The sequence below is a fragment of the Agromyces sp. NPDC058126 genome (assembly GCF_042884595.1).
Classification (GTDB): domain Bacteria; phylum Actinomycetota; class Actinomycetes; order Actinomycetales; family Microbacteriaceae; genus Agromyces.
In genome coordinates this window covers 271671-292212 of record NZ_JBHVTS010000005.1, presented here as the reverse complement: position 1 = coordinate 292212, position 20542 = coordinate 271671, and the positions used below count along the sequence as shown (strand labels likewise).

The following is a 20542-nucleotide window of genomic DNA, read 5'->3' as shown; positions in this document are numbered from 1 at the left end:
GAGGCCGCGGACGCCCGATAATGAAGCATGTCCTCCTCCATCGAACGCCAGTCGAATCCGACTGCCTGGGCCGCGTTCTGGTTCGCGCTGGCCGGCCTCGTGCTCATGCCCATCCCGCTGTTCATCGGGCTGATCCTCGGCGGCGCCCTCTCGATCGTCGCCGCGATCCTCGCCGTGATCGGCCTCCTCAAGGGGCTCGCGCGGGGCGGCAAGGGCATCGCACCCGTCGTGTTCGCGGCGATCTTCATCGCGCTCACGTGGGGTGGCATCTCGGTCGGGGGCGGCACCGTCTGGTAGGTCGGCCTCAGTCGACGTGCGGCGGCCCCGCCGCCACCCGCTCGCGGGAGTACTGCTCGACGCGGTCGGCGGGCACCGACCAGTCGGTGTCGAGCCACCAGGTCGCCCCGGCCTCGGCCCATGGGCGCACCACGGCGGCGTCCGCGACCGGGTCGAGCCCCGCCGTGGTGCCCTCCTGCACCCAGTCGAACGGTTCGTCGGCGACGCCGAGCCGCTCGCGCTCGGCCTTGAGCCAGGCCATCGCCTCGGCGCCGATCTCGGGCGTGAAGAACTCGCGCTGCGCGTCAGGGCCGACCGCTCCCCCGCCGGGCGGGGCGAAGTTCGGCAGCCAGCCGTCGAGCCGCGCGACGCGACGCATCGACTTCGGCCGCGGCCAGACCCCGACGGCCCAGATCGGAATGCGCGGCTGCACTGGCGGCGGCGGCAGCATCATGTCTGCTCGGCGCACCGTGTAGTGCGGCCCGTCGTGCTCGAACGGCTCGCCGCGCCAGAGCTTCGGCAGCAGTTCGAGCGACTCGTCGAGCAGTTCGGCCCGCACGCGCCGGCCCGGGTCGTGCTCGAAGATCCAGAAGCGCTCTTCGGCCGTCTCGGGCACGCCGAGGCCGACCGAGAGCGTCACCCGCCCGCCCGAGAGCCGATCGACGGTCATCGTCTGGCCGGCGAGCTCCCACGGGCGGCGCCGCGGCACCGGCGTGAGCATCGTGCCGAGCCGGATCGACGAGGTGCGCATGGCCGCCGCGGCGAGCACCGACCACGGGTCGGTCGCCCAGATGCCCTCCCAGACGAAGAAGCCGTGCCAGCCGTGCTGCTCGGCGAGCTCGGCGAGTTCGACGGCGACCTCGGGATCACTGCCGGGGTAGATGAATCCGTAGCGCATGGCGGCGACGTTACGCCGGACGTCCGACAAGAGTGCTGAAATCCCGAGCCCCGCACGGTAAGGTAAGCCTAACCTGCCGAACTTCTCCACCCGAAGGACCGAAATGTCGAGCGTCTCCACCACCGTCGCCCCGAGCTCCGCCGCCCAGCACGACCAGGCCGAACCGCTCGACGTGGCCGCGCTCGTGCGCGCCGCCTCCGCCGACGACCACCGCGCCACCGAGTCGCGCGGCTTCATCACCGAGCTCATGGGCGGCGAGCTGACGCTCGACGACTACACCCGCTACCTCGCGCAGTTCGCCTGGGTCTACGAAGCACTCGAGGCACGAGGCATCCGCGACGGCGACCCCATCGTCTTCGACCCCGAGCTCGCCCGCATGGCGGCCATCGAGTCCGACCTCGCGGCGCTCGGCGCCGCCGACTGGCGCGAGACGCACCCGGCGCTGCCGGCCACCGCCGAGTACGCCGCGCACCTGCGCAGCCTCGCCGACGACGACGTGCGCTACCTCGCGCACCACTACACGCGCTACCTCGGCGACCTCTCCGGCGGCCAGGCCATCGCACGCCTCGTCGCACACCACTACGGCGCGACGCCCGAGCAGCTCGCGTTCTACCGCTTCGACATCGCCGCCGACGAGGGCGTCGTGCGATACAAGCGCGGCTACCGCGAGGCCATGAACGCCCTCGCGCTCGAGCCTGCACAGGTTGACGCGCTCATCGACGAGGTGCGCAACTCCTTCCGCCTGAACGGTGCCATCTTCGACGCACTCGCGGCCTGAGCCTCCGCCGCGCCCTGCACGGGCGGCGGCGATCACTCCACGGAGTGAGCGGAGGGTCATCCTGCAGTGGGATGCCGCGCCCAGCGCGCGCTCGGTAAACTGCAACGAAATCCCCCGCCGCCTGCTGACCACGCACGTGTCTCGAGACACGGCGGGTCCGACGACTGGAGCCACCGCACATGGTCCACACCGCACTCATCCCCTGGCTCGATCCTGAGACGATCATCGCCGGGGCGGGCCCCTGGGCCCTGCTCGTCGTGTGCGGCATCATCTTCGCCGAGACGGGCCTGCTCGTCGGCTTCCTGCTGCCGGGCGACACCCTGCTCGTCATCTCGGGCCTGCTCTCGCACCCGCTGCCCGGCTCACCCGACGGCGTCTTCGGCATCAGCGTGTGGTGGGTGGCGCTGCTCATCGGTCTCGCCGCCTTCCTCGGCGGCGAGGTGGGCTACTACATCGGGCACAAGGCCGGCCCGACGATCTTCGAGCGGAAGGAGTCAGGCCTGTTCAGCGTCAAGAACGTTGAACGCACCAACGCCTTCTTCGAGCGCTTCGGCGGCCTCACGATCATCCTCGCCCGCTTCGTGCCGATCGTGCGCACCTTCGCGCCGGTCGCCGCGGGCGTGGGTCACATGCCCAAGGGCAAGTACACCCTCTACAACTTCATCGGCGCGGTGCTCTGGGGCTTCGGCCTCACGATGTTCGGCTACGCGATCGGCTTCATCCCATTCGTCGCCGACCTCGTGAAGGAGTACATCGACCTGATCCTGCTCGCCGCCGTCGGCGGCACGGCGCTCGTCACGCTCTGGCACTACCTCAGCGAGCGCCGCAAGGCGAAGAAGGCGGCCGCCGCCGGTGAAGACGTCATCACCGACGAAGAGGAGGCCGAGCACCTCGTACTCGACGCCGACGTCTTCGAGCGCGGCCCCAAGCACGACGAGCACTGAGCGTCGAAGACTCGAGGATGCCCCGGGGCCGCCGTCTGCGGCAGCCCCGGGGCATCCGTCATCTCGGCCCGGCCCCGGCCGCCCCGCCGAGCGCCCGCCCGCCCGCCTCGGGCGCAGCACCAGGCGTGTTGCTCGGCGAGCTTCGACGGATCGCGGGAGGATCTGTGCACACACGCCGGGAGCCACCCCTTCCCTGACCGAGACCGATCGCGCAGTCCGTCGGCCCGGGAGTAGAGTGTGGCCGATCGCCGCATCCTGAGGAATGCTCGATGACGAGCGAAGGCGCGCGTTCGAGGAGGTCGGCGTGATGAGCGGTTTCCAGGATGTCGATCGGCGGGTCCTCCCGATTCCCGACCCACCCGTGCCCGACGTGGCCGTGGTGGACGCGAAGGACCCACGGGCGGTGTTCCCGGCGATCGAGCCGCTTCGACCGCCGGCCGGCGCACCGAACGTCCTCGTGATCCTCCTCGACGACGTCGGCTTCGGCGCGTCGTCGGCATTCGGCGGACCATGCCGGACACCGACTGCCGAGCGACTCGCAAGCGAGGGCCTGCGATTCAACCGCTTCCACACGACGGCGCTGTGCGCACCCACGCGGAGCGCCCTGCTGACCGGTCGGAATCACCACAATGCGGGCATGGGCTCGATCCCGGACCTCGCGACCTCGGCGCCCGGCTACAGCTCGGTGCGTCCCAAGTCGGTCGCACCGGTGGCCGAGACGCTGAGGATGAACGGCTACTCCACGGCGCAGTTCGGCAAGTGCCATGAGGTGCCGATGTGGGAGTCGAGTCCGATGGGGCCCTTCGACCACTGGCCCACGGGAAGCGGATTCGAGCACTTCTTCGGATTCATCGGCGGCGAGACGAACCAGTGGCTTCCGGCGCTGTGGGAGGGTACGACACCGGTGGAACCCGACAGAAGTCCGACCGAGGGGTATCACCTCACCGAGGACCTCACGGATCGCGCGATCGGATGGATCCGGGAACAGAAGTCGTTGATGCCCGACAAGCCGTTCTTCGTGTACTTCGCGCCAGGTGCCACCCATGCGCCGCACCACGTCCCGAAGGAGTGGGCCGACGCGTACCGCGGCGAGTTCGACGACGGCTGGGACGCCTTACGGGAACGGACCTTGCAGCGGCAGCGGGAACTCGGCGTCGTGCCGTCCGACTGCGAACTGACCGTCCGGCATGACGAGATCCCGGCGTGGGAGGCGACCCCGGAAGCGCTCCGGCCCGTGCTCTCCCGTCAAATGGAGGTGTACGCGGGCTTCCTGGAGCACACCGACCATCACGTCGGCCGACTCCTCGACGATCTCGACGATCTCGGTGTGCTCGACGACACGCTCGTGTTCTACATCGTCGGCGACAACGGGGCGAGCGGCGAGGGCACCCCGAACGGCACGTTCAACGAGCTGTTGGTCTTCAACGGCGCCTTCCAGCTGGAGACGCCCGAGTTCATGGCCGAGCGCATCGACGAGTTCGGCGGCCCCGAGGCGTTCAATCACTACGCCGTCGGATGGGCGCACGCCATGGACACCCCGTACCAGTGGACGAAGCAGGTCGCGTCGCACTGGGGCGGGACGAGAACCGGAATGATCGTGCGCTGGCCGAACGGGTTCGAGGCCAAGGACGAGGTGCGGAGCCAGTTCCACCACGTCATCGACGTCGCGCCGACGATCCTCGACGCGGCCGGGCTCCCGGAGCCCTCCTCGGTCAACGGGATCGCACAACTCCCGATGGACGGCGTGAGCATGCGCTACGCCTTCGACGACGGCGCCGCCGCCGACCAGCGGACGACCCAGTACTTCGAGATGTTCTGCAACCGAGGCCTCTACCACCACGGCTGGACGGCGGTCACCCGGCACTCGACACCGTGGGTGACCGCGCCGATGCCGGCGCTCGACGACGACGTCTGGGAGCTCTACGACACGGACGATTGGAGCCAGGCACGAGATCTCGCGGCGTCCCGTCCCGACAAGCTCGACGAGCTGAAGGCGCTCTGGCTCGAGATCGCCCGGAAGAACCACGTGCTCCCGTTGGACGATCGACGGATCGAGCGGTTCGACGCCGGCATGGCGGGCCGACCCCAACTGGTGCGAGGCAACCGGCAGATGCTCTCCGGCGGAATGCGGAGGTTGAGCGAAGGCTCCGTGCTGAACATCAAGAACGTCTCGCATGCGGTGACTGCGGAGGTCGACGTGCCGACGACAGGTGCGAACGGCGTCGTCATCGCACAGGGCGGGGCCTTCGGCGGATGGTCGCTGTATGCGGTCGACGGAACGCCGAGGTACTGCTACAACCTGATGGGCCTCCGGCGTTTCGTCATCTCAGCTTCCGAGACCCTCGCCCCGGGGGTGCGACAGCTCCGGGTGGAGTTCGACTACGACGGGGGCGGTCTCGGCAAGGGCGGCACCGTGCGCCTGTACCTCGACGGTGCGCCCGTCGGCGAGGGCAGGGTCGACGCGACCGTGCCGCTCATCTTCTCGGCCGACGAGACCGTCGACCTCGGGAGCGACACCGGTTCCCCGGTCAGCGTCGACTACACCAGCGCATCGAGCACATTCTCCGGCACTGTTCGATGGGTGCAGCTCGCCACCGGCAAGGACGCCGCGGACGTCGATCACCTGATCAGCGCCGACGAACGATACCGGATCTCCATCGCCCGCCAATGACCGATCCGCTCGTTCGAGCGGCGCGCCTCAGCAGTGCGAACCCTGCTCCTGTTCGGCGCGGCCGCCGGGCTCGAGCTGGAAGGTCGAGTGGGCGACGTCGAAGTGCTCGCTGAGGCATCCGCCGAGCTCGTCGAGCAGCGCACCCGTGCGCCCCGACTCGAAGACCTCGGGTTCGACCTCGACGTGCGCGGTGAACACCGGCTGCCCAGAGGTGATCTGCCACACGTGCACGTCGTGCACGGCGACCACGCCGGGGGTGCGGAGGATGTGCTCGCGGATCTCCGCGACATCCGTCTCGGCGGGCGCGCCCTCGCTGAGCACCCGCACGACGTCGCGCAGCAGTGACAGGGCGCGCGGCACGATGAGCACCGCGATGCCGAGCGAGGCGATCGGGTCGGCCGCGCTCCATCCGGTGAGCAGGATGACGATCGCGGCGACGATCACGAGTGCCGAGCCGATCGTGTCGCCGAGCACCTCGAGGTAGGCGCCGCGCAGGTTGATCGAGTCCTTCGCGCCGCCACGCAGCACGAGCATCGCGGCGATGTTCGCGGCCAGACCGACGACGGCGATGACGAGCATCAGGCCGCCCTGCACCTCGTGCGCCTCGCCCTCGGCCCCCGTCACGAGCCGGCCGATCGCACCGATCGTGACGCTCACCGCCACGACGATCAGGATGACGCCGTTGATGAGCGCGCCGAACACCTCGGCCCGCCGGAACCCGTAGGTCTGCCGGTCGGTCGCGGGCCGGGCCGCGACGAAGGCGGCGACGAGCGCGACGACGAGGCCGATGAGGTCGCTCGTCATGTGCCCGGCGTCGGCGAGCAGGGCCAGCGAACCGCTCACGATGCCGCCGACGACCTGCACCACGACGAATGCGCCGATGATCGCGATCGCGATCCAGAGTCGGGTGCGGTTCGCGGTCGCGGCGTGGTCGTGGGAGTGATCGTGTGCCATGTCCCTCCCAGCGTAGGTCGGGTGGAGGGCGGTTCGGGTCGATTCGCCCCAATCAGGAATGAGTCGCGTTCTCATCGGCATGGCAGCAGAAGCGGCCCGGCGAACGCGCTCCCGGGGTCGCGGCACCCGAGCCGCCGGCCCTAGGCTGCGGGGCATGCCGTCGCGTCGAACGCTCGCCATCGCCCTCGCCATCGGATGCCTCGCGGCCGCGCTCTCCGGATGCGCTGCGGACCCCGGCCCGAGCGTCGGGACTTCGACCGACGCGTCAGTCTCGACCGACCAGGCCGCCGCCGCGGCGCCGCAGTCGCCCTCTGAGCGCTGCGGCGACACCGGCATCGATTCCACCGCGATGTGGCTGCCCGTCGGCGATGCGCGCTTCGACGTCGGCGTCGCGGGCGAGGGCACGACCACCGCGATCTTCGCGCACCAGCGCAACCAGGACGAGTGCGGATTCTGGCCCTACGCCTCGACGCTCGCCGAGCAGGGCGTGCAGGTGGTGCTCGTGAACTCCTGCGGCTACGGCGAGACCGAGTGCCCCCGCGACGCGAACCACGTCGTCGACGCGGGCGCCGACGCGATCCTCGCCGCCGCCGACTGGGCGCGCGAGCAAGGCGCCGAACGCGTCGTCGTCGTGGGCGCCTCGATGGGCGGCACGGCGGCGATCGTCGCGGGCGGACGCGACGGCGGCACCGGCCTGCTCGACGGGGTCGTCGACTTGTCAGGACCGATCGCGTTCCGCGGCTACGACTCGATGGGCGACGCGCCCGACCTCACCGCGCCGCTCCTCCTCGCCGTCGCGCCCGGCGACACCTCGGTCGACGTCGGCGAGCTGCAGCAGCTCGCCGACGCGACCGCGAGCGACGACATCACCATCGTCGCCGATGGCGTGGGTCACGGATGGGCGATGCTCACCACGGGCACCGCGTTCAACGACTTCGCCGACCGGGTGGCGGCGTTCGTGACCGGGTGAGTGCGCGGACTACTCGGCCGCGGCCCCGACTCGTTCGGCGATCCGCTCGAGCTCGGGGATGAGCGCCTCGAAGGCGCGCGCCCGATGGCTGATCGCGTTCTTCTGCTCGGGGAGCAGCTCGGCCGCCGTGACCTCGTACCCCTCGGGCTCGAACACGGGGTCGTAGCCGAACCCGTGCGATCCGCGCGGCTCGTAGGCGAGCGCGCCGCGCCAGAGCCCCTCGGCGACGAACTCCTCGTCGGCCGGCTCACCGGCCGACGCCGCGCCGGTGAGCGCCGCGGGCACGACCACCGCGATCGTGCAGTGGAACGCCGCCCCGCGGTTCGGCCGGCGCACGTCGCCGAGCTGCGCGAGCAGCAGCTTCACGTTCTCGACGTCGCCCGCCGAGTGCCCGGCCCAGCGCGCCGAGAAGATGCCGGGCGCCCCGCCCATGACGTCGACCGCGATGCCCGAGTCGTCGGCGAGCGCGATGCGACCGGTGTGGGCCGCTGCCGCGCGCGCCTTGATGAGTGCGTTCGCGGCGAAGCTCGTGCCGTCCTCGACGGGCGAGGGTCCGTCGTAGGGCAGCACGGTGATGCCGGGCATCTGCTCGCCCAGGATGCGCTGGAACTCGGCGACCTTGTGCGCGTTGTGGGTCGCGAGCACGACCTCGAGCGCGGCGGCCTCGCCGGCGCCCGACGCCGCCACGCTCACTCCCCCGCCGCGAGCGACGCGGCGAGTGCGGCGCGCTGCAGCTCGGTGAGCGACGCGGTACCGGCGAGCGCGAGGTCGAGCAGCGAGTCGAGTTCGCGCCGGTCGAACGGCGCACCCTCGGCGGTGCCCTGCACCTCGACGAAGAGTCCGCGGCCGGTGGCGACGACGTTCATGTCGGTCTCGGCGCGCACGTCTTCGACGTAGGCGAGGTCGAGCATCGGCGTGCCGTCGATGATGCCGACCGAGACCGCCGAGACGGTGTCGATGAGCGGGGTCGACTTCTGGCCGATGAACTTCTGGCCGCGGGCCCACTCGATCGCGTCGGCCATCGCGACGTACGCGCCGGTGATCGCCGCCGTGCGGGTGCCGCCGTCGGCCTGCAGCACGTCGCAGTCGATCTGGAGGGTGTTCTCACCGAGCGCCTTCATGTCGACCACGGCGCGGAGGCTGCGGCCGATGAGGCGGCTGATCTCGTGCGTGCGTCCGCCGATGCGGCCCTTCACGCTCTCGCGGTCGTTGCGCGTGTTCGTCGCGCGCGGCAGCATCGCGTACTCGGCGGTGACCCAGCCCTTGCCCTTGCCGTTGAGCCAGCGCGGCACGCCGTTCGTGAAGCTCGCCGTGCAGAGCACCTTGGTGCCCCCGAACGAGATGAGCGCGCTGCCCTCGGCGTGGGCGCTCCAGCCGCGCTCGATGGTCACCTCGCGCAGCTGGTCGGGGGTGCGCCCGTCGGCACGGACGATCGCGGCGGCGGATGCCTCGGTCATAGGTTCTCCTGTCGAAGCTGTTCTCGGTCTGGGATGGTGACCGCACCCGTCTGCACGAGCTCGACGCTCGGGATCTCGGGGGCGATGAGTCGGTGGGCGAGGTCGAGGAAGGCGCTCGTCGAGCGGCCGGTCGCCTCGTAGCGGTAGCTCGGCGGCTCGGGAGCGCGGCGCTCCATGCCGCCGCTCACGAGCACGCGGTACACGTCGTTCGCGGTCTCGACATCGCTCGAGACGAGGGTGACCCCCTCGCCCATGACGTACGAGATGGCGCCCTTGAGGAACGGGTAGTGGGTGCAGCCGAGCACGAGGGTGTCGATGTCGGCCCGGCGCAGCGGCGCGAGGTACTCCTCGGCCACGGCGAGCAGCTCGTCGCCGGTCGTGACGCCGGCTTCGACGAACTCGACGAAGCGCGGGCAGGCCTGCGAGAAGAGCTCGAGGTGGGGCGCTGCCGCGAAGGCGTCGTCGTAGGCGCGCGACGAGACCGTGCCCTGGGTGCCGATGACGCCGACCCGGCCGGTCTTGGTCGCCGCGACGGCACGGCGCACCGCAGGCTGGATCACCTCGACGACGGGTACGTCGTACCGCTCGCGGGCGTCGCGCAGCATGGCCGCCGAGGCCGTGTTGCAGGCGATCACGAGCATCTTCACGCCCTGCGCGACGAGGTCGTCGAGCACGGCGAGGGCGTAGCCGCGGACGTCGGCGATCTTCTTCGGCCCGTAGGGCGAGTGCTCGAGATCGCCGATGTAGAGGATCGACTCGTTCGGCAGCTGGTCTTTGACGGCACGGGCGACGGTGAGTCCACCGACCCCCGAGTCGAAGATTCCGATCGGTGCATCCGTCACGAGGTTCAAGCTTAGGCGAGTCCGCGGCACGCGGTGGCGGCACACCGCCGCCGGAACCGGCCGCCCCAGTAGGCTCGAGTGCGTGACCGGCTCAGCTGCCCTCTTCACCGACCGCTACGAACTGACGATGGTCGATGCCGCCCTGCGCGACGGCACCGCCCACCGTGAGAGCCTCTTCGAGGCGTTCGCCAGACGCCTGCCCGACGGCCGCCGCTACGGCGTCGTCGCCGGCATCGGGCGCCTGCTCGAACTCGTGCAGCGCTTCCGCTTCGAGGATCCCGAGCTCCAGTGGCTCCAGGAGCACGACGTGGTGCGGCCGGCGACGATCGACTGGCTCTCCGACTACCGCTTCGCGGGCGACATCTGGGGGTACCGCGAGGGCGAGGCGTACTTCCCGGGCTCGCCGCTCCTGACCATCCAGGCGAGCTTCGCCGAGGCGGTCATGCTCGAGACCATCGTGCTCTCGACCCTCAACTACGACTCCTCGGTCGCGAGCGCCGCCGCCCGCATGGTCTCCGTGGCGCTCGGCCGCCCGATCTCGGAGATGGGCTCGCGCCGCACCAGCGAGCGCGCCGCGATCGCCGCCGCCCGCGCCGCGTACATCGCCGGTTTCGATGCGACGTCGAACCTCGAGGCGGGGCGCACCTGGGGCATCCCGACGATGGGCACCGCCGCGCACGCCTTCACCCTGCTGCACGACAGCGAGGAGGACGCGTTCCGCGCCCAGGTCGCGGCGTTCGGTCCGAAGACCACGCTGCTCGTCGACACCTACGACATCACCCGCGGCGTCGAGCTCGCCGTGAAGGTCGCCGGCCCCGAGCTCGGCGCCGTCCGCATCGACTCTGGCGACCTGCCCACCGTCGTCGCCGCGGTACGCGAACAGCTCGACGCGCTCGGCGCCGTCGACACGCGCATCACCGTCACGAGCGACCTCGACGAGTTCACGATCGCCGGGCTGTCGGGCGCCCCGGTCGACGCGTACGGCGTGGGCACGGCGGTCGTCACCGGATCCGGGTTCCCCGCGGCCGGCATGGTCTACAAGCTCGTCGCCCGACGCGACGATGCCGGCGCGTGGATCCCGGTCGCGAAGGCGTCGACCCAGAAGGCCAGTGTGGGCGGCCGCAAGAACGCGGCCCGCCGTCTCGACGCCACCCGCACCGCCCGCGAGGAGCTCGTGTTCGTCGGCGACGGCCCCGGCGGCGAGGCCGAGTTCGACGCCGGCGACAAGCTGCGCCCCTTGATGGTGCAGCTCGTCTCGAAGGGCGAGGTCGACCCGGCGTTCCTCGGCACCGCCGGCACCGCCGCCGCCCGCGCCCACCGCGCCGAGGTCATGCAGGAGCTGCCGATCGAGGCGTTCCGGCTCGGTCGCGGCGAGCCGGTGATCCCGACGACGTACCGCTGAGACGCGGGCCCACTCGGCGGAGCGTCGAGGCGGACTACTGCGACTTCATCCGCTCGTAGATCTCTTTGCAGCTCGGGCAGACCGGGAACTTCTCGGGGTCGCGGCCCGGGGTCCACTTCTTGCCGCAGAGCGCCTTCACGGGCTTGCCCGTGAGCGCCGACTCGAGGATCTTGTCCTTCTGGACGTAGTGCGAGAAGCGCTCGTGATCGCCCGGCTCGATGGCCTCTTCGTTGAGGAGCTTCTCGAGTTCGCGGTCGAGGACGTCGGTGCCGCCACCCGGCTGACCGGGGTCGGCGATGCTCGCGCGCACGGTGTGGATCATGCGCTCGATTCTACGCGTCGATCACAAGGTCGTCGCCGCCCCGCCACGACGCACGGCTCACGCGCGGATCGCGGCGGCGATCATCTCGGGCCCGCGGGCGTCGAACACGCGCCCGCCCCACCAGACGCCCACGACGAGCACCACGAGACCGAGCCCGACGCCGGAGGCGAAGGCGGCCGCGTGCCATCCGGGGTCGACGAGGATGCCGAGCGCGGCGAAGATCGCGGCCGGCGCTGCGACGAGCACCGAGGCGAACATCGTGAGCGACTGCACGAGCGCGGTGATGCCGCCCGTCGACTGCGGCTGCTGGAACGGGCTGTCGCCGGGCTTCACCGCCGGGTACGGGAACCGCGCCGAGGTGATCGAGCCGACGCCGAGGCCCGCGAGCAGCAGCGCCGTGCTCACGCCGAGCAGCGACGGCAGCAGCCGCCAGTCGTTCAGGACGAAGACCGTGACCGCGCTGCCGAGCCCGATCACGAGCACGCCGGCGACGAGCACCGGCACCAGTCGTCCGAGTCGGTCGGCGTTGCCGCGAACGCCCGAGGTGATGTGCAGCCAGATCGCGGTCGAGTCGTACGCGGTGTCGTTGTGCAGGCTCCAGCCGAGGAACAGGCACATCAGCGGCACCGGGATGAGCCCGAGGTACTGCATCGGCACCCCGGCGACGCCGAGCGGCACCATGACGAGCACGGGCACGATCGGCACCATCACGATCGACACCCAGTAGCGCGCGTCGCGGAACCAGTACGTGAAGCTGCGCGCCGCGACGGCACCGGTCGCGCCATGCGGCATCCGGTCGAACCAGCCGAGCCCGCGGTAGCTCTTCGCCGAGGCCTCGCGACCGGGGGTCACGAGCATCTTCGCGACGAGCGACTGCCAGGCGAGCCAGATCAGAGCGAGCGTGGCGACGGCGATCAGCAGTTCGAGGATGGCCGGCCCCCACGCGCCGGCGGCCGCGTCACCGGGCACCGCGAAGACGGCGCCGAACGGGGTCCAGCCGAGGATGTCGCCGAGGACGCCGAGGATCTCGAGCCCCGAGTTCGCCCAGTCGAGCGTGACGAGCACGACGATGATCGGCGACAGCATGACGATGAGCAGCAGGCCGATGACCCCCATCAGCTCACGTGAACGCCGCGTCGAGAGCAGGAACGAGGCGAGCGCCGTCGTCACCCGGGCGAGCAGCAGGCAGGTGGCGAAGGCGAGCGCCGCGGAGATGAGCGCGAGGAGCGTCTCGGCGACGCCGCGCGACCAGGTGACGACCGTGCCGAGGAGCACGATCGCGAGCACGAGCGCGGGGATGCCGATGAGCCCCGCGACCGCGAGCGACAAGGCCAGGGTGCGGTCGGGCAGGCCGAAGAAGGCGAATCGACGCGGGTCCATCGTGTCTTCCGTGCCGAACACGAGCGGGAACACGATGAAGCCGAGCACGGTCGCGGCGCCGGCGACCACCAGCACGTCGCGGATGACCGCCACGTCTTCAACCAGGCGCAGCCCGACGAGGGAGAGGAAGAGCAGCAGCGCGAGACCCAGTCCGTAGACGAGGCCGAGCACGATGCCGACCACTTGCCAGGTGCTGCGGCGGAAGATGTTCGCCAGCAGGCGCAGTTTCAGTCGGAGAAACTGTGCAACCATTCCATGCCTTCCGCTGCCTTGCGCCCGCCCGCGAGCTCGACGAATCGGTCTTCGAGGGTGTGGCCCGCACGAACCTCGTCGAGGGTGCCCGCCGCGAGCACCCGGCCGGCGACGATGATCGCGGCCGAGTCGCAGACGCGCTCGATCAGGTCCATGCCGTGGCTCGAGAGCACGACGGTGCCGCCGCCGGCGACGTAGCGCTCGAGGATCTCAGTGAGGTTCGCCGCCGACACCGGGTCGACCGACTCGAAGGGTTCGTCGAGCACGAGCAGTCGCGGCGAGTGGATCATGGCGCACGCGAGCGCGATCTTCTTGGTCATGCCCGCCGAGTAATCGGCGACGAGCCGGTCGACGGCGTCGTCGAGGCCGAAGGCCGAGATGAGGTCGGCGCTGCGCTCGCGCACGGTGCGGTTGTCGAGCCCGCGCAGCACGCCCGAGTAGTAGAGGAGCTGCGCGCCCGTCAGCCGGTCGAACAGCCGCAGTCGGTCGGGCAGCACGCCGGTCGCGCGCTTGGCGGCGTGCGGGTCGGCCCATGCGTCGATGTCGTGGATGCGGACGGTGCCGGCATCGGGCCGCAGGAGCCCCGTGATCATCGAGAGCGTCGTCGTCTTGCCGGCGCCGTTCGGCCCGACGATGCCGAAGAACGAGCCGGCGCGCACGTCGAGGCTGATGCCGTCGACGGCGGTGTTCTCGCCGAAGCGCTTCACGAGCCCGGTGATCGAGAGCACGTTCGGCGTGCCGGCCGCCGGCGCCGGGCGTGCGACGCGCAGGGTGCGCTTCTTGCGAGGGGCCGCATTCTTCTTCGCGGGGATCACGGCGACCGACTGCGCCGCGATGAGCGGTGCGGATGCCTCGATCGCCGACGTGTCGTCGACCGGCGTCGCGTCGGCCGGGGCCGGTTCGGTCACCGTCTCCGCCTCGACGGGCTCGGCCTCGACGACCGGCTCAGCCTCGACGACCGGCTCAGCCTCAGCCACCGGCTCAGCCTCGGCCAGCGGCTCAGCATCGGCCTCGACGGCCGGCTCGGCCTCGTCGGGCGTGGCGGTCTCGGCCTGCGCGGCCTCGCTCGCGGCGACTGCGGCCGCGGCGGCGCGGACCTCGGCGACCGGGGTGCGTCGATCGGTGGTGGTCTCGTCGATCTCGTCACGGCCGGGCTCGTCGCGCTCGGCGACGACGGGCGGCTCGCTCGTCGCCGCGGGGAGCGTCTGGTCGGCCGGCTTGCGCGGGGCCCGCTCGGCCGCCGTGGTCTCGGTGGTGATCGACGCGGCGACGCGCTGCTGCGCCTGGCGCTGCGCACTGGCCGCGGCGGTCGCCCGGCTGCGGTCGCCCGGCGTGCTCGCCAAGCTCTTCGCGGCCGAGTCGCGCGGCGTGCGCGCGGCCTTCGCTCCGGCGCCGCGCACCGTCCGCGCAGCAGAGGACGCGGCGTTCGACGCGCCGGTGCGCTTCGAGTCGACGGCGTCTGCGACGACACCCTGTTCTGCCGCCTCGGCCGCGGCGGCCGCCTTGTTCGCACGGCGGGTCGCGGCAGCCTTCTTCGCGGCGGCCGATCGGGCGGCCGCACGTTCGGCGGGCGTCATCGTCTTCGCGGATTTCGCGGTGCTCTTTCGGGCATTCGAAGCATCGCTGCTCGAGGCCCCCGGCACGGTTCCGCTCTTTCGAGGCGCCCCCGCACCGGTGCCTTCGGCAGCTTCGTCGTCGTGATCGGAGCGCGAAACGGAAGTCACCCAGCCAACCTACCAATGACCGCCCGTCCAGCGCGCCTCGAGGGCCGGATCGGCTGACTGTGGATTCCCTGTGCGTCATATCACGATCGCACTACGACCGGCGCCCTCGAATGGCGACGCGGGAGCGCCCCCGGATACGCTGGGTTGCGGCATAACGGCGTGTCCACATGTGAACTTCCGGATGAACTCCGGGCGAACTCCGTAGAACGAAGTCGCCCGGTGGGGGCATCCGACCCACCGAAGGAGATGCAGTGACCACCCAGATCGTGATTCTCGCGGCCGGCATGGGAAGCCGGCTCGGGCGATCCCTCCCCAAGCCCCTGACCGAACTCAGCGACGGCCGCACCATCATGCGCCAGCAGTTCGACAACGTCGAGCACGCGTTCGGCGCGAACGCCAACGTGACGATCGTCGTCGGCTACAAGCTCGAGCACATCATCGAGGCGTTCCCGCAGGCGTCCTTCGTCTACAACGAGGAGTACGACCAGACGAACACCTCGAAGTCGCTCATGCGCGCCCTCGCGGCCTCGCAGTCGGGCGGCGTCCTGTGGATGAACGGCGACGTCGTGTTCGACCCCGCCATCCTCGACCGCGCGCTCCCCTTCATCGCACGCGACCAGTCGTTCGTGACGGTGAACACGGCCAAGGTCTCCGACGAAGAGGTGAAGTACACGACGAGCGCCGAGGGCTACATCAAGGAGCTCTCGAAGACCGTCAAGGGCGGTCTCGGCGAGGCCGTCGGCATCAACTACATCTCCGGTCGCGACAAGGCCACGTTCCTCGCGCACCTGCAGCGGGTCGGCGACCAGGACTACTTCGAGCGCGGCCTCGAGCTCGCGATCGAGAACAACGGCCTCCTCGTCGAGCCGATGGACGTCTCCGACCTCTACGCGGTCGAGATCGACTTCGCCGAAGACCTGGAGCGTGCGAACCACTTCGTGTGACCTGCACTGCACAGCGCAAGAGTCGAAGGGCGGATGCCACGTGGCATCCGCCCTTCGTCGTCTCACCGCGCAGGCGCGCGACCGCGTCAGCGCAGCGTGCGCGCGACCCCCGCCCGCGACAGCGAGGCGGCGATGACCCTGCCCAGCCAGGTGAACAGCACCGGGCTGAGCGCGAACATGGCGATGTAGAGCACCCAGAACCACGGCGCGTAGTGCTCGGGGCCGAGGGCGATGAAGGTGCCCACGGCGAGGATGATGCCCGACCCGCCCGCGGCCACGTAGTAGAGCCAGGGCGACCAGTTCTTGTAGCGGGTGAGGAAGAAGGGCAGCTCGAGCAGCGCGCCGACGAGGAGGCCGGTGCCGAGGAAGCGCAGGATCCACTGCGGGGCGAAGGCCGCGCCGACGAGGCCGGCGATGAACCCGGTGAGGATGCCGACGCCGGGTCGCTTGAGGAGCGCCAGCGCGACCGCGCTCGGCAGGAAGTGCGTGCCGATCGTGATGCCGTACAGCATCGGCGCGATGCCGGCGATGAGGCCCGCGAAGTAACCCGAACCGGCGGCCACGAGCCCTCCCCCGACGCCGATCGCGGCACAGCTGAGAATGACGCGGGTGCTGGTGCGATGCACGGGGCGCTCGATTCCTTCCGGGTCGGGCTCGGCACGTCGCCACCCGTCTGCATCAAATCTACCCCGGAGAGCCATCTACGATGAGAGACGTGATGAGCACAGCATCGGTGTCGTACCGAGACGCGCATCCGCTGCAGCGGACGCCGCTCGCGCGATACCGGCATGCGCTGTGGCTGCTCACGACCCGCGACCTCAAGGTCCGCTACTCGACCTCGGCGCTCGGCTACGTCTGGTCGGTGCTCGACCCGCTCGTGATGGCGGGCATCTACTGGTTCGTCTTCACCCAGGTGTTCAACAAGGGCGTCGGCACCGATCCGTACATCGTGTTCCTGCTGTCGGCGCTCCTGCCGTGGATGTGGTTCAACGGCGCCGTCTCAGACTCGACCCGTGCGTTCCTGAAGGACGCGAAGCTCGTGCGCTCGACCATGATCCCCCGCACGATCTGGGTGAACCGCATCGTGCTGTCGAAGGGCATCGAGTTCCTGTTCGCGCTGCCCGTGCTCGCCCTCTTCGCGATCGTGTTCCGGGCCGAGCTCAACTGGCAGGTCGTCTACTTCCCGCTGGCGGTGCTGCTGCAGGCGGTGCTGACCGCCGGCGTCTGCCTCATCGTCGCCCCGCTGGTCGTGTTCTTCCGCGACCTCGAGCGGGCGGTGAAGCTCGTGCTCCGCTTCCTCTTCTACGCGACCCCGATCATCTACGCCTCGACCGACCTGCCCGAGGGCATGCAGTTCTGGGCGGCGTTCAACCCGCTGTCGGGCATCTTCTCGCTCTACCGCGCTGCGTTCTTCCCCGAACAGCTCATCTGGTTCGAAGTGGCCGTCGCCGCCGTGATGTCGCTCGGCTTCCTCGCCCTCGGGCTCTGGGTCTTCCGCCTGTCCGAACGACAGGTGCTGAAGGAGATCTGATGACCGAGGCATCCGTTCGCGATGACGTCGCCCAGGGCGGCGCCGAGTCGTTCGACATCCGGGTCGAGGGACTCGGCGTGCGTTTCCGCCGCAACCGCCGCGGCCGCCGCTCCTTCAAGGACCTCCTCGCCGGCCGCCGCCGCCGCACCCGGCCCGGCGAGTTCTGGGCGCTGCGCGACGTCTCGTTCGACGTGCGCCAGGGCGAGGCCATCGGCGTCGTGGGCCGCAACGGCCAGGGCAAGTCCACCCTGCTGAAGCTCGTCGCCGGGGTCATGCTGCCCGATGAGGGCTCGGTGACCGTCGCCGGCGGCGTCGCCCCGCTCATCGAGATTACGGGCGGATTCGTCGACGACCTCACCGTTCGCGACAACGTCTACTTGACCGCCGGCCTGCACGGCATGTCACGGGCGCAGATCGACGCGCGGTTCGACGAGATCATCGGCTTCGCCGAGATCGGCGACTTCCTCGACACGCCCTACAAGCACCTCTCGAGCGGCATGAAGGTGCGCATCGCGTTCGCCGTGATCTCACAGCTCGAAGAGCCGATCATGCTGGTCGACGAGGTGCTCGCCGTCGGCGACAAGGCGTTCCGCGAGAAGTGCTACGAGCGCATCGACGAGCTGCTCGCCGGCGGTCGCACGCTGTTCTTCGTCTCGCACAACGAACGCGACCTGCGCCGCTTCTGCACGCGCGGCCTGTACCTCGACAAGGGCGCGCTCACCTTCGACGGGCCGATCGGCGAGGTGCTCGAGCGATACAACCGCGACTACGGCACCGGCAAGTAGGGCCTACCCAGTCACGGCGTCTAGGATCGTCGCCATGTCCGACCGCGTGCATTCGATCACCTCGATGGGCCAGCACGACCCGCGCGAGGGCGCCGAGTCGCCGACCGGCGCCGACGCCGACGCGGGGCGCGCCCACGGCGTCGAACGCGCGATCGACCGCGCCCTCGCGATCCAGCGTCCGATCGTCGTCGCGCACCTCCGCAGCATCCGTCGCCGCTCGCCCGGCGCGACACCCGAGCAGCTCGTGCGCATCCTCGAGCGCCGATACCTCGCCGCGGTCACGACCGGCGGCGCCGCCGTCGGGGCGACCGCCGTCGTGCCCGGCATCGGCACCGGGGTCACGCTCGCCCTCTCGGGCGTCGAGACGGCGGGATTCCTCGAGGCGACCGCCCTGTTCGCGCAGTCCGTCGCCGAGGTGCACGGCATCCACGTCGAGAACCCCGAGCGCGCCAGGGCGCTCGTGATGACCCTCATGCTCGGCCAGGAGGGCAGCGACCTCGTGCGCCAGTTCGCCGGCCAGGCGACCGGGTCGGGCATCGCGCGCAACGCCTACTGGGGCGAGCTCATCACCAACAGCCTGCCGAAGGCCGTCATGGGCACCGTCGTCGACCGGCTGCGTTCGGTGTTCATCAAGCAGTTCGCAGTGAAGGGCGGCGTCGGCATCGTCGGCAAGGCGATCCCGTTCGGCATCGGCGCCGCGATCGGCGGCATCGGCAACCACGTGCTCGGCCGGCGCGTGCTGACGCAGTCGCGGCTGGCCTTCGGCGCGGCACCCGGCGTACTCCCGGCCGAGCTCGAGCCCCGCGGCGACGAGAACGTCGTCACGGCGACCGGCAAGCGGCTGGCGCGCACGGCCGGCGTGGTCGGCGGTGCCGTCGGACGGGCAGCGAAGCGCCCGTTCGCGAGGCTCACGGCCGGGCGCGAGGCGATCGACCCGGCCGGCCCGGGTGACGTCGACGACGGCACGGCCGCTGCCGCTGCCGCTGCCGCTGCCGACGAGACGGATGCCTCGCCGCCGACCGCGCCCTGAGACTCCCGCGCGGCGTCCGCGCCCGATCGGCCGATGCGCACGCGCGCTGCGCGAGCCGGTGGCTCGCTAGACGAGCTCCTCGTCGTCGGTCTCGCCCGTCTCGTCGTGCTCGTCGACCTCGCCGTCGCCGGCGTGCAGGGCCGCGAAACGATCCCACTCGGCCATGAGGTGGTCGATCGCCGCATGGAAGCGCGCCGTCGTGACGCCGGGCGTCGTGTCGCCGAAGTACCGCTCGACCCAGTAGCCCAGCCGAGCCAGCGCCTCGGCGTCGTGCGCGACCTCGTCGACCCGGGCGACGAGCGCCTCACCGTCTCCGGCGACGAGCCACTCGCACGCCTGCAGGTAGCCGCCCGTATCGATCTGGGCGGCGGGGTTCGCCGGGCGCGTGATCAGCAGCGGCTTGCCCGCCGCGAGCCGGTCGTAGACCATGGCCGAGATGTCGACGATCGCGACGTCCGCCGCGGCGAGCTGCCAGCCGAGCTTGGGGCCGTCGTCGAAGACGTGCTGCGCGCTCGGGTCGGCGGCGTTCGCCTGCTCGATCGCCTGGATGATGCGCTTGTTCGCGGCCGCGTAGGCCTCGTCGACGACGCCCGAGCGCGGGTGCGGCCGGTAGATGACCCGGTGCCGCCCGGTCGCGAGCAGGCCCTCGACGAGCGCAACGCCGTGCGAGGCGATCGAGCCGTAGGCGGCCGCGTCGCGGTCGCCCTCCCAGGTCGGCGCGTACAGCACGACCTCGCGCTCGTCGGGCGTGTACGGCAGCGGGGTGCCGTCGAGGTAGTGGTCGGCCTGCGGACGCCCGATCGGGATCGCCCGCTTGTCGAAGTCGTAGTCCCACAGCACCTTGTCGAGCCGGGTCCGTGCCGCGTCGCCCGCGATCAGGGCGTAGTCGTACGCCTTGAACTGGTTCGTGGTCATGTACATCTTGTCGGACTCGCCGTGGTTGATGAACACGTGCCAGCGGCGCCCGTAGCGCATCATCTGGAAGTTCTTCGCGTTCTGGTTCACGTAGAGGATGACGTGGAGGTCCTGCTCGTGGATCACCCGTTCGAGGTCGGCGACGCGACGCACGTACGCGACCGGCAGCGGCGACTCGTCGAGCAGCTTCAGCGCGGCGCCCGACGCTCGGCTGAGCACCAGCACGGGGTGCGTCTCGGCGAGTTCGGCGAGCGGCGCGTACCACTGGCGCAGTTGGTACAGGTTGACCTTGCCGTCGGCGAAGTACACGCCGATCTTGAATCGGTGCGGCTCGAGCGGCGCCCGCTCGGCGAGCTTCGCCTTCAGCGCGCGCTGCGCACGCCGCGACCACATGATGTCCTTGGCGAGCTTCACTGCGCGTCGCGCGTCTTTCCTCAATCCCACCGTCCAAGGGTAGCGAGGTCTGA

20 protein-coding genes are annotated in these 20542 nt (G+C 70.6%); 10 read left to right on the top strand and 10 right to left on the bottom strand.

Features of this window, described 5'->3' with window-relative positions; genetic code table 11:
- The first annotated feature begins 27 nt into the window (after positions 1 to 27).
- Positions 28 to 297, top strand: a complete 270-nt coding sequence (locus tag ACFVTR_RS16270) for a hypothetical protein (protein WP_387038970.1) — start codon at positions 28 to 30, stop codon at positions 295 to 297.
- Positions 298 to 304: 7 nt separating this feature from the next.
- On the opposite strand, the gene ACFVTR_RS16265 is transcribed toward ACFVTR_RS16270, so the two are convergent.
- Positions 305 to 1174: an LLM class flavin-dependent oxidoreductase gene (locus tag ACFVTR_RS16265; protein WP_387038968.1), complete on the bottom strand. Its 870-nt coding sequence runs from the start codon at positions 1172 to 1174 to the stop codon at positions 305 to 307.
- A gap of 103 nt (positions 1175 to 1277) precedes the next feature.
- On the opposite strand from ACFVTR_RS16265, the gene ACFVTR_RS16260 reads away from it, so the two are divergent.
- From ACFVTR_RS16260 to ACFVTR_RS16250, 3 genes are all read left to right on the top strand, one after another.
- On the top strand, positions 1278 to 1952 hold the full coding sequence (locus ACFVTR_RS16260) for a heme oxygenase (biliverdin-producing) (RefSeq protein WP_387038966.1): 675 nt from the start codon (positions 1278 to 1280) through the stop codon (positions 1950 to 1952).
- 179 nt (positions 1953 to 2131) lie between these two features.
- Complete coding sequence (locus ACFVTR_RS16255; protein WP_387038964.1) at positions 2132 to 2896, top strand: DedA family protein; 765 nt, start codon at positions 2132 to 2134, stop codon at positions 2894 to 2896.
- Positions 2897 to 3203: 307 nt separating this feature from the next.
- On the top strand, positions 3204 to 5567 hold the full coding sequence (locus ACFVTR_RS16250) for an arylsulfatase (protein WP_387038961.1): 2364 nt from the start codon (positions 3204 to 3206) through the stop codon (positions 5565 to 5567).
- A 27-nt stretch (positions 5568 to 5594) separates the two neighbouring features.
- Here ACFVTR_RS16250 and ACFVTR_RS16245 read toward each other — a convergent pair whose 3' ends face one another.
- Complete coding sequence (locus ACFVTR_RS16245) at positions 5595 to 6521, bottom strand: cation diffusion facilitator family transporter (protein WP_387038958.1); 927 nt, start codon at positions 6519 to 6521, stop codon at positions 5595 to 5597.
- Between the two features lie 154 nt (positions 6522 to 6675).
- On the opposite strand from ACFVTR_RS16245, the gene ACFVTR_RS16240 reads away from it, so the two are divergent.
- Positions 6676 to 7491 (top strand): alpha/beta hydrolase family protein, encoded by an 816-nt coding sequence (locus tag ACFVTR_RS16240; RefSeq protein ID WP_387038957.1) that lies wholly within the window; start codon positions 6676 to 6678, stop codon positions 7489 to 7491.
- A 9-nt stretch (positions 7492 to 7500) separates the two neighbouring features.
- On the opposite strand, the gene rdgB is transcribed toward ACFVTR_RS16240, so the two are convergent.
- From rdgB to murI, 3 genes are read right to left on the bottom strand one after another with little or no spacing between them, the layout of a single operon-like run.
- Positions 7501 to 8178 carry an RdgB/HAM1 family non-canonical purine NTP pyrophosphatase gene (gene rdgB / locus ACFVTR_RS16235; RefSeq protein ID WP_387038955.1) on the bottom strand — a complete coding sequence of 226 codons (678 nt, stop codon included), beginning with the start codon at positions 8176 to 8178 and terminating at the stop codon, positions 7501 to 7503.
- Between the two features lie 2 nt (positions 8179 to 8180).
- Complete coding sequence (gene rph / locus ACFVTR_RS16230) at positions 8181 to 8948, bottom strand: ribonuclease PH (protein ID WP_376947598.1); 768 nt, start codon at positions 8946 to 8948, stop codon at positions 8181 to 8183.
- Positions 8945 to 9790 carry a glutamate racemase gene (murI, locus tag ACFVTR_RS16225; protein WP_376947596.1) on the bottom strand — a complete coding sequence of 282 codons (846 nt, stop codon included), beginning with the start codon at positions 9788 to 9790 and terminating at the stop codon, positions 8945 to 8947. Before murI ends, rph begins: the two co-directional genes overlap by 4 nt.
- 82 nt (positions 9791 to 9872) lie before the next feature.
- Between murI and ACFVTR_RS16220 the strand changes: the two genes are divergently transcribed.
- The gene (locus ACFVTR_RS16220) at positions 9873 to 11192 is read left to right on the top strand and encodes a nicotinate phosphoribosyltransferase (RefSeq protein ID WP_387038952.1); all 1320 of its coding nucleotides are present in this window, start codon (positions 9873 to 9875) and stop codon (positions 11190 to 11192) included.
- Positions 11193 to 11226: 34 nt separating this feature from the next.
- Here ACFVTR_RS16220 and ACFVTR_RS16215 read toward each other — a convergent pair whose 3' ends face one another.
- The 3 genes from ACFVTR_RS16215 to ACFVTR_RS16205 are packed head-to-tail and all read right to left on the bottom strand — an operon-like array spanning position 11227 to position 14723.
- A complete protein-coding gene (locus ACFVTR_RS16215; protein WP_387038950.1) occupies positions 11227 to 11514 on the bottom strand; it encodes a DUF3039 domain-containing protein in 288 nt (95 codons plus the stop codon).
- Positions 11515 to 11571: 57 nt separating this feature from the next.
- The gene (locus ACFVTR_RS16210; RefSeq protein WP_387038948.1) at positions 11572 to 13146 is read right to left on the bottom strand and encodes a hypothetical protein; all 1575 of its coding nucleotides are present in this window, start codon (positions 13144 to 13146) and stop codon (positions 11572 to 11574) included.
- Positions 13122 to 14723, bottom strand: coding sequence for an ATP-binding cassette domain-containing protein (locus ACFVTR_RS16205; RefSeq protein ID WP_387038945.1), 1602 nt, complete (start codon positions 14721 to 14723; stop codon positions 13122 to 13124). Before ACFVTR_RS16205 ends, ACFVTR_RS16210 begins: the two co-directional genes overlap by 25 nt.
- A gap of 398 nt (positions 14724 to 15121) precedes the next feature.
- Here ACFVTR_RS16205 and ACFVTR_RS16200 point away from each other — a divergent pair, with 398 nt between their 5' ends.
- Positions 15122 to 15814 carry an NTP transferase domain-containing protein gene (locus ACFVTR_RS16200; protein WP_376947586.1) on the top strand — a complete coding sequence of 231 codons (693 nt, stop codon included), beginning with the start codon at positions 15122 to 15124 and terminating at the stop codon, positions 15812 to 15814.
- An 86-nt stretch (positions 15815 to 15900) separates the two neighbouring features.
- Here the strand turns inward: ACFVTR_RS16200 and ACFVTR_RS16195 are convergent, their stop codons facing one another.
- Positions 15901 to 16440, bottom strand: coding sequence for an ECF transporter S component (locus ACFVTR_RS16195; protein WP_387038943.1), 540 nt, complete (start codon positions 16438 to 16440; stop codon positions 15901 to 15903).
- A gap of 92 nt (positions 16441 to 16532) precedes the next feature.
- Here ACFVTR_RS16195 and ACFVTR_RS16190 point away from each other — a divergent pair, with 92 nt between their 5' ends.
- From ACFVTR_RS16190 to ACFVTR_RS16180, 3 genes are read left to right on the top strand one after another with little or no spacing between them, the layout of a single operon-like run.
- Positions 16533 to 17345: an ABC transporter permease gene (locus ACFVTR_RS16190; protein WP_387039163.1), complete on the top strand. Its 813-nt coding sequence runs from the start codon at positions 16533 to 16535 to the stop codon at positions 17343 to 17345.
- Entirely contained in the window at positions 17345 to 18130 is a 786-nt protein-coding gene (locus ACFVTR_RS16185; protein WP_387038941.1) for an ABC transporter ATP-binding protein, read from the top strand. The genes ACFVTR_RS16190 and ACFVTR_RS16185 overlap by 1 nt, the downstream gene beginning before the upstream one ends.
- 34 nt (positions 18131 to 18164) lie before the next feature.
- Positions 18165 to 19160 carry a hypothetical protein gene (locus tag ACFVTR_RS16180; protein ID WP_387038939.1) on the top strand — a complete coding sequence of 332 codons (996 nt, stop codon included), beginning with the start codon at positions 18165 to 18167 and terminating at the stop codon, positions 19158 to 19160.
- Positions 19161 to 19226: 66 nt separating this feature from the next.
- Here ACFVTR_RS16180 and ACFVTR_RS16175 read toward each other — a convergent pair whose 3' ends face one another.
- Positions 19227 to 20519, bottom strand: coding sequence for a CDP-glycerol glycerophosphotransferase family protein (locus ACFVTR_RS16175; protein WP_387038937.1), 1293 nt, complete (start codon positions 20517 to 20519; stop codon positions 19227 to 19229).
- Between the last annotated feature and the right edge of the window lie 23 nt (positions 20520 to 20542).

What these genes read in the sequence shown, in the direction of transcription:
- ACFVTR_RS16270 (WP_387038970.1), top strand. Translation starts at nt 28, where the DNA reads ATGTCCTCCTCCATCGAACGCCAGTCGAATCCGACTGCCTGGGCCGCG.
- ACFVTR_RS16265 (WP_387038968.1), bottom strand. Translation starts at nt 1,174, where the DNA reads ATGCGCTACGGATTCATCTACCCCGGCAGTGATCCCGAGGTCGCCGTC.
- ACFVTR_RS16260 (WP_387038966.1), top strand. Translation starts at nt 1,278, where the DNA reads ATGTCGAGCGTCTCCACCACCGTCGCCCCGAGCTCCGCCGCCCAGCAC.
- ACFVTR_RS16255 (WP_387038964.1), top strand. Translation starts at nt 2,132, where the DNA reads ATGGTCCACACCGCACTCATCCCCTGGCTCGATCCTGAGACGATCATC.
- ACFVTR_RS16250 (WP_387038961.1), top strand. Translation starts at nt 3,204, where the DNA reads ATGAGCGGTTTCCAGGATGTCGATCGGCGGGTCCTCCCGATTCCCGAC.
- ACFVTR_RS16245 (WP_387038958.1), bottom strand. Translation starts at nt 6,521, where the DNA reads ATGGCACACGATCACTCCCACGACCACGCCGCGACCGCGAACCGCACC.
- ACFVTR_RS16240 (WP_387038957.1), top strand. Translation starts at nt 6,676, where the DNA reads ATGCCGTCGCGTCGAACGCTCGCCATCGCCCTCGCCATCGGATGCCTC.
- rph (WP_376947598.1), bottom strand. Translation starts at nt 8,948, where the DNA reads ATGACCGAGGCATCCGCCGCCGCGATCGTCCGTGCCGACGGGCGCACC.
- ACFVTR_RS16215 (WP_387038950.1), bottom strand. Translation starts at nt 11,514, where the DNA reads ATGATCCACACCGTGCGCGCGAGCATCGCCGACCCCGGTCAGCCGGGT.
- ACFVTR_RS16210 (WP_387038948.1), bottom strand. Translation starts at nt 13,146, where the DNA reads ATGGTTGCACAGTTTCTCCGACTGAAACTGCGCCTGCTGGCGAACATC.
- ACFVTR_RS16205 (WP_387038945.1), bottom strand. Translation starts at nt 14,723, where the DNA reads ATGACGCCCGCCGAACGTGCGGCCGCCCGATCGGCCGCCGCGAAGAAG.
- ACFVTR_RS16190 (WP_387039163.1), top strand. Translation starts at nt 16,533, where the DNA reads ATGAGCACAGCATCGGTGTCGTACCGAGACGCGCATCCGCTGCAGCGG.
- ACFVTR_RS16185 (WP_387038941.1), top strand. Translation starts at nt 17,345, where the DNA reads ATGACCGAGGCATCCGTTCGCGATGACGTCGCCCAGGGCGGCGCCGAG.
- ACFVTR_RS16180 (WP_387038939.1), top strand. Translation starts at nt 18,165, where the DNA reads ATGTCCGACCGCGTGCATTCGATCACCTCGATGGGCCAGCACGACCCG.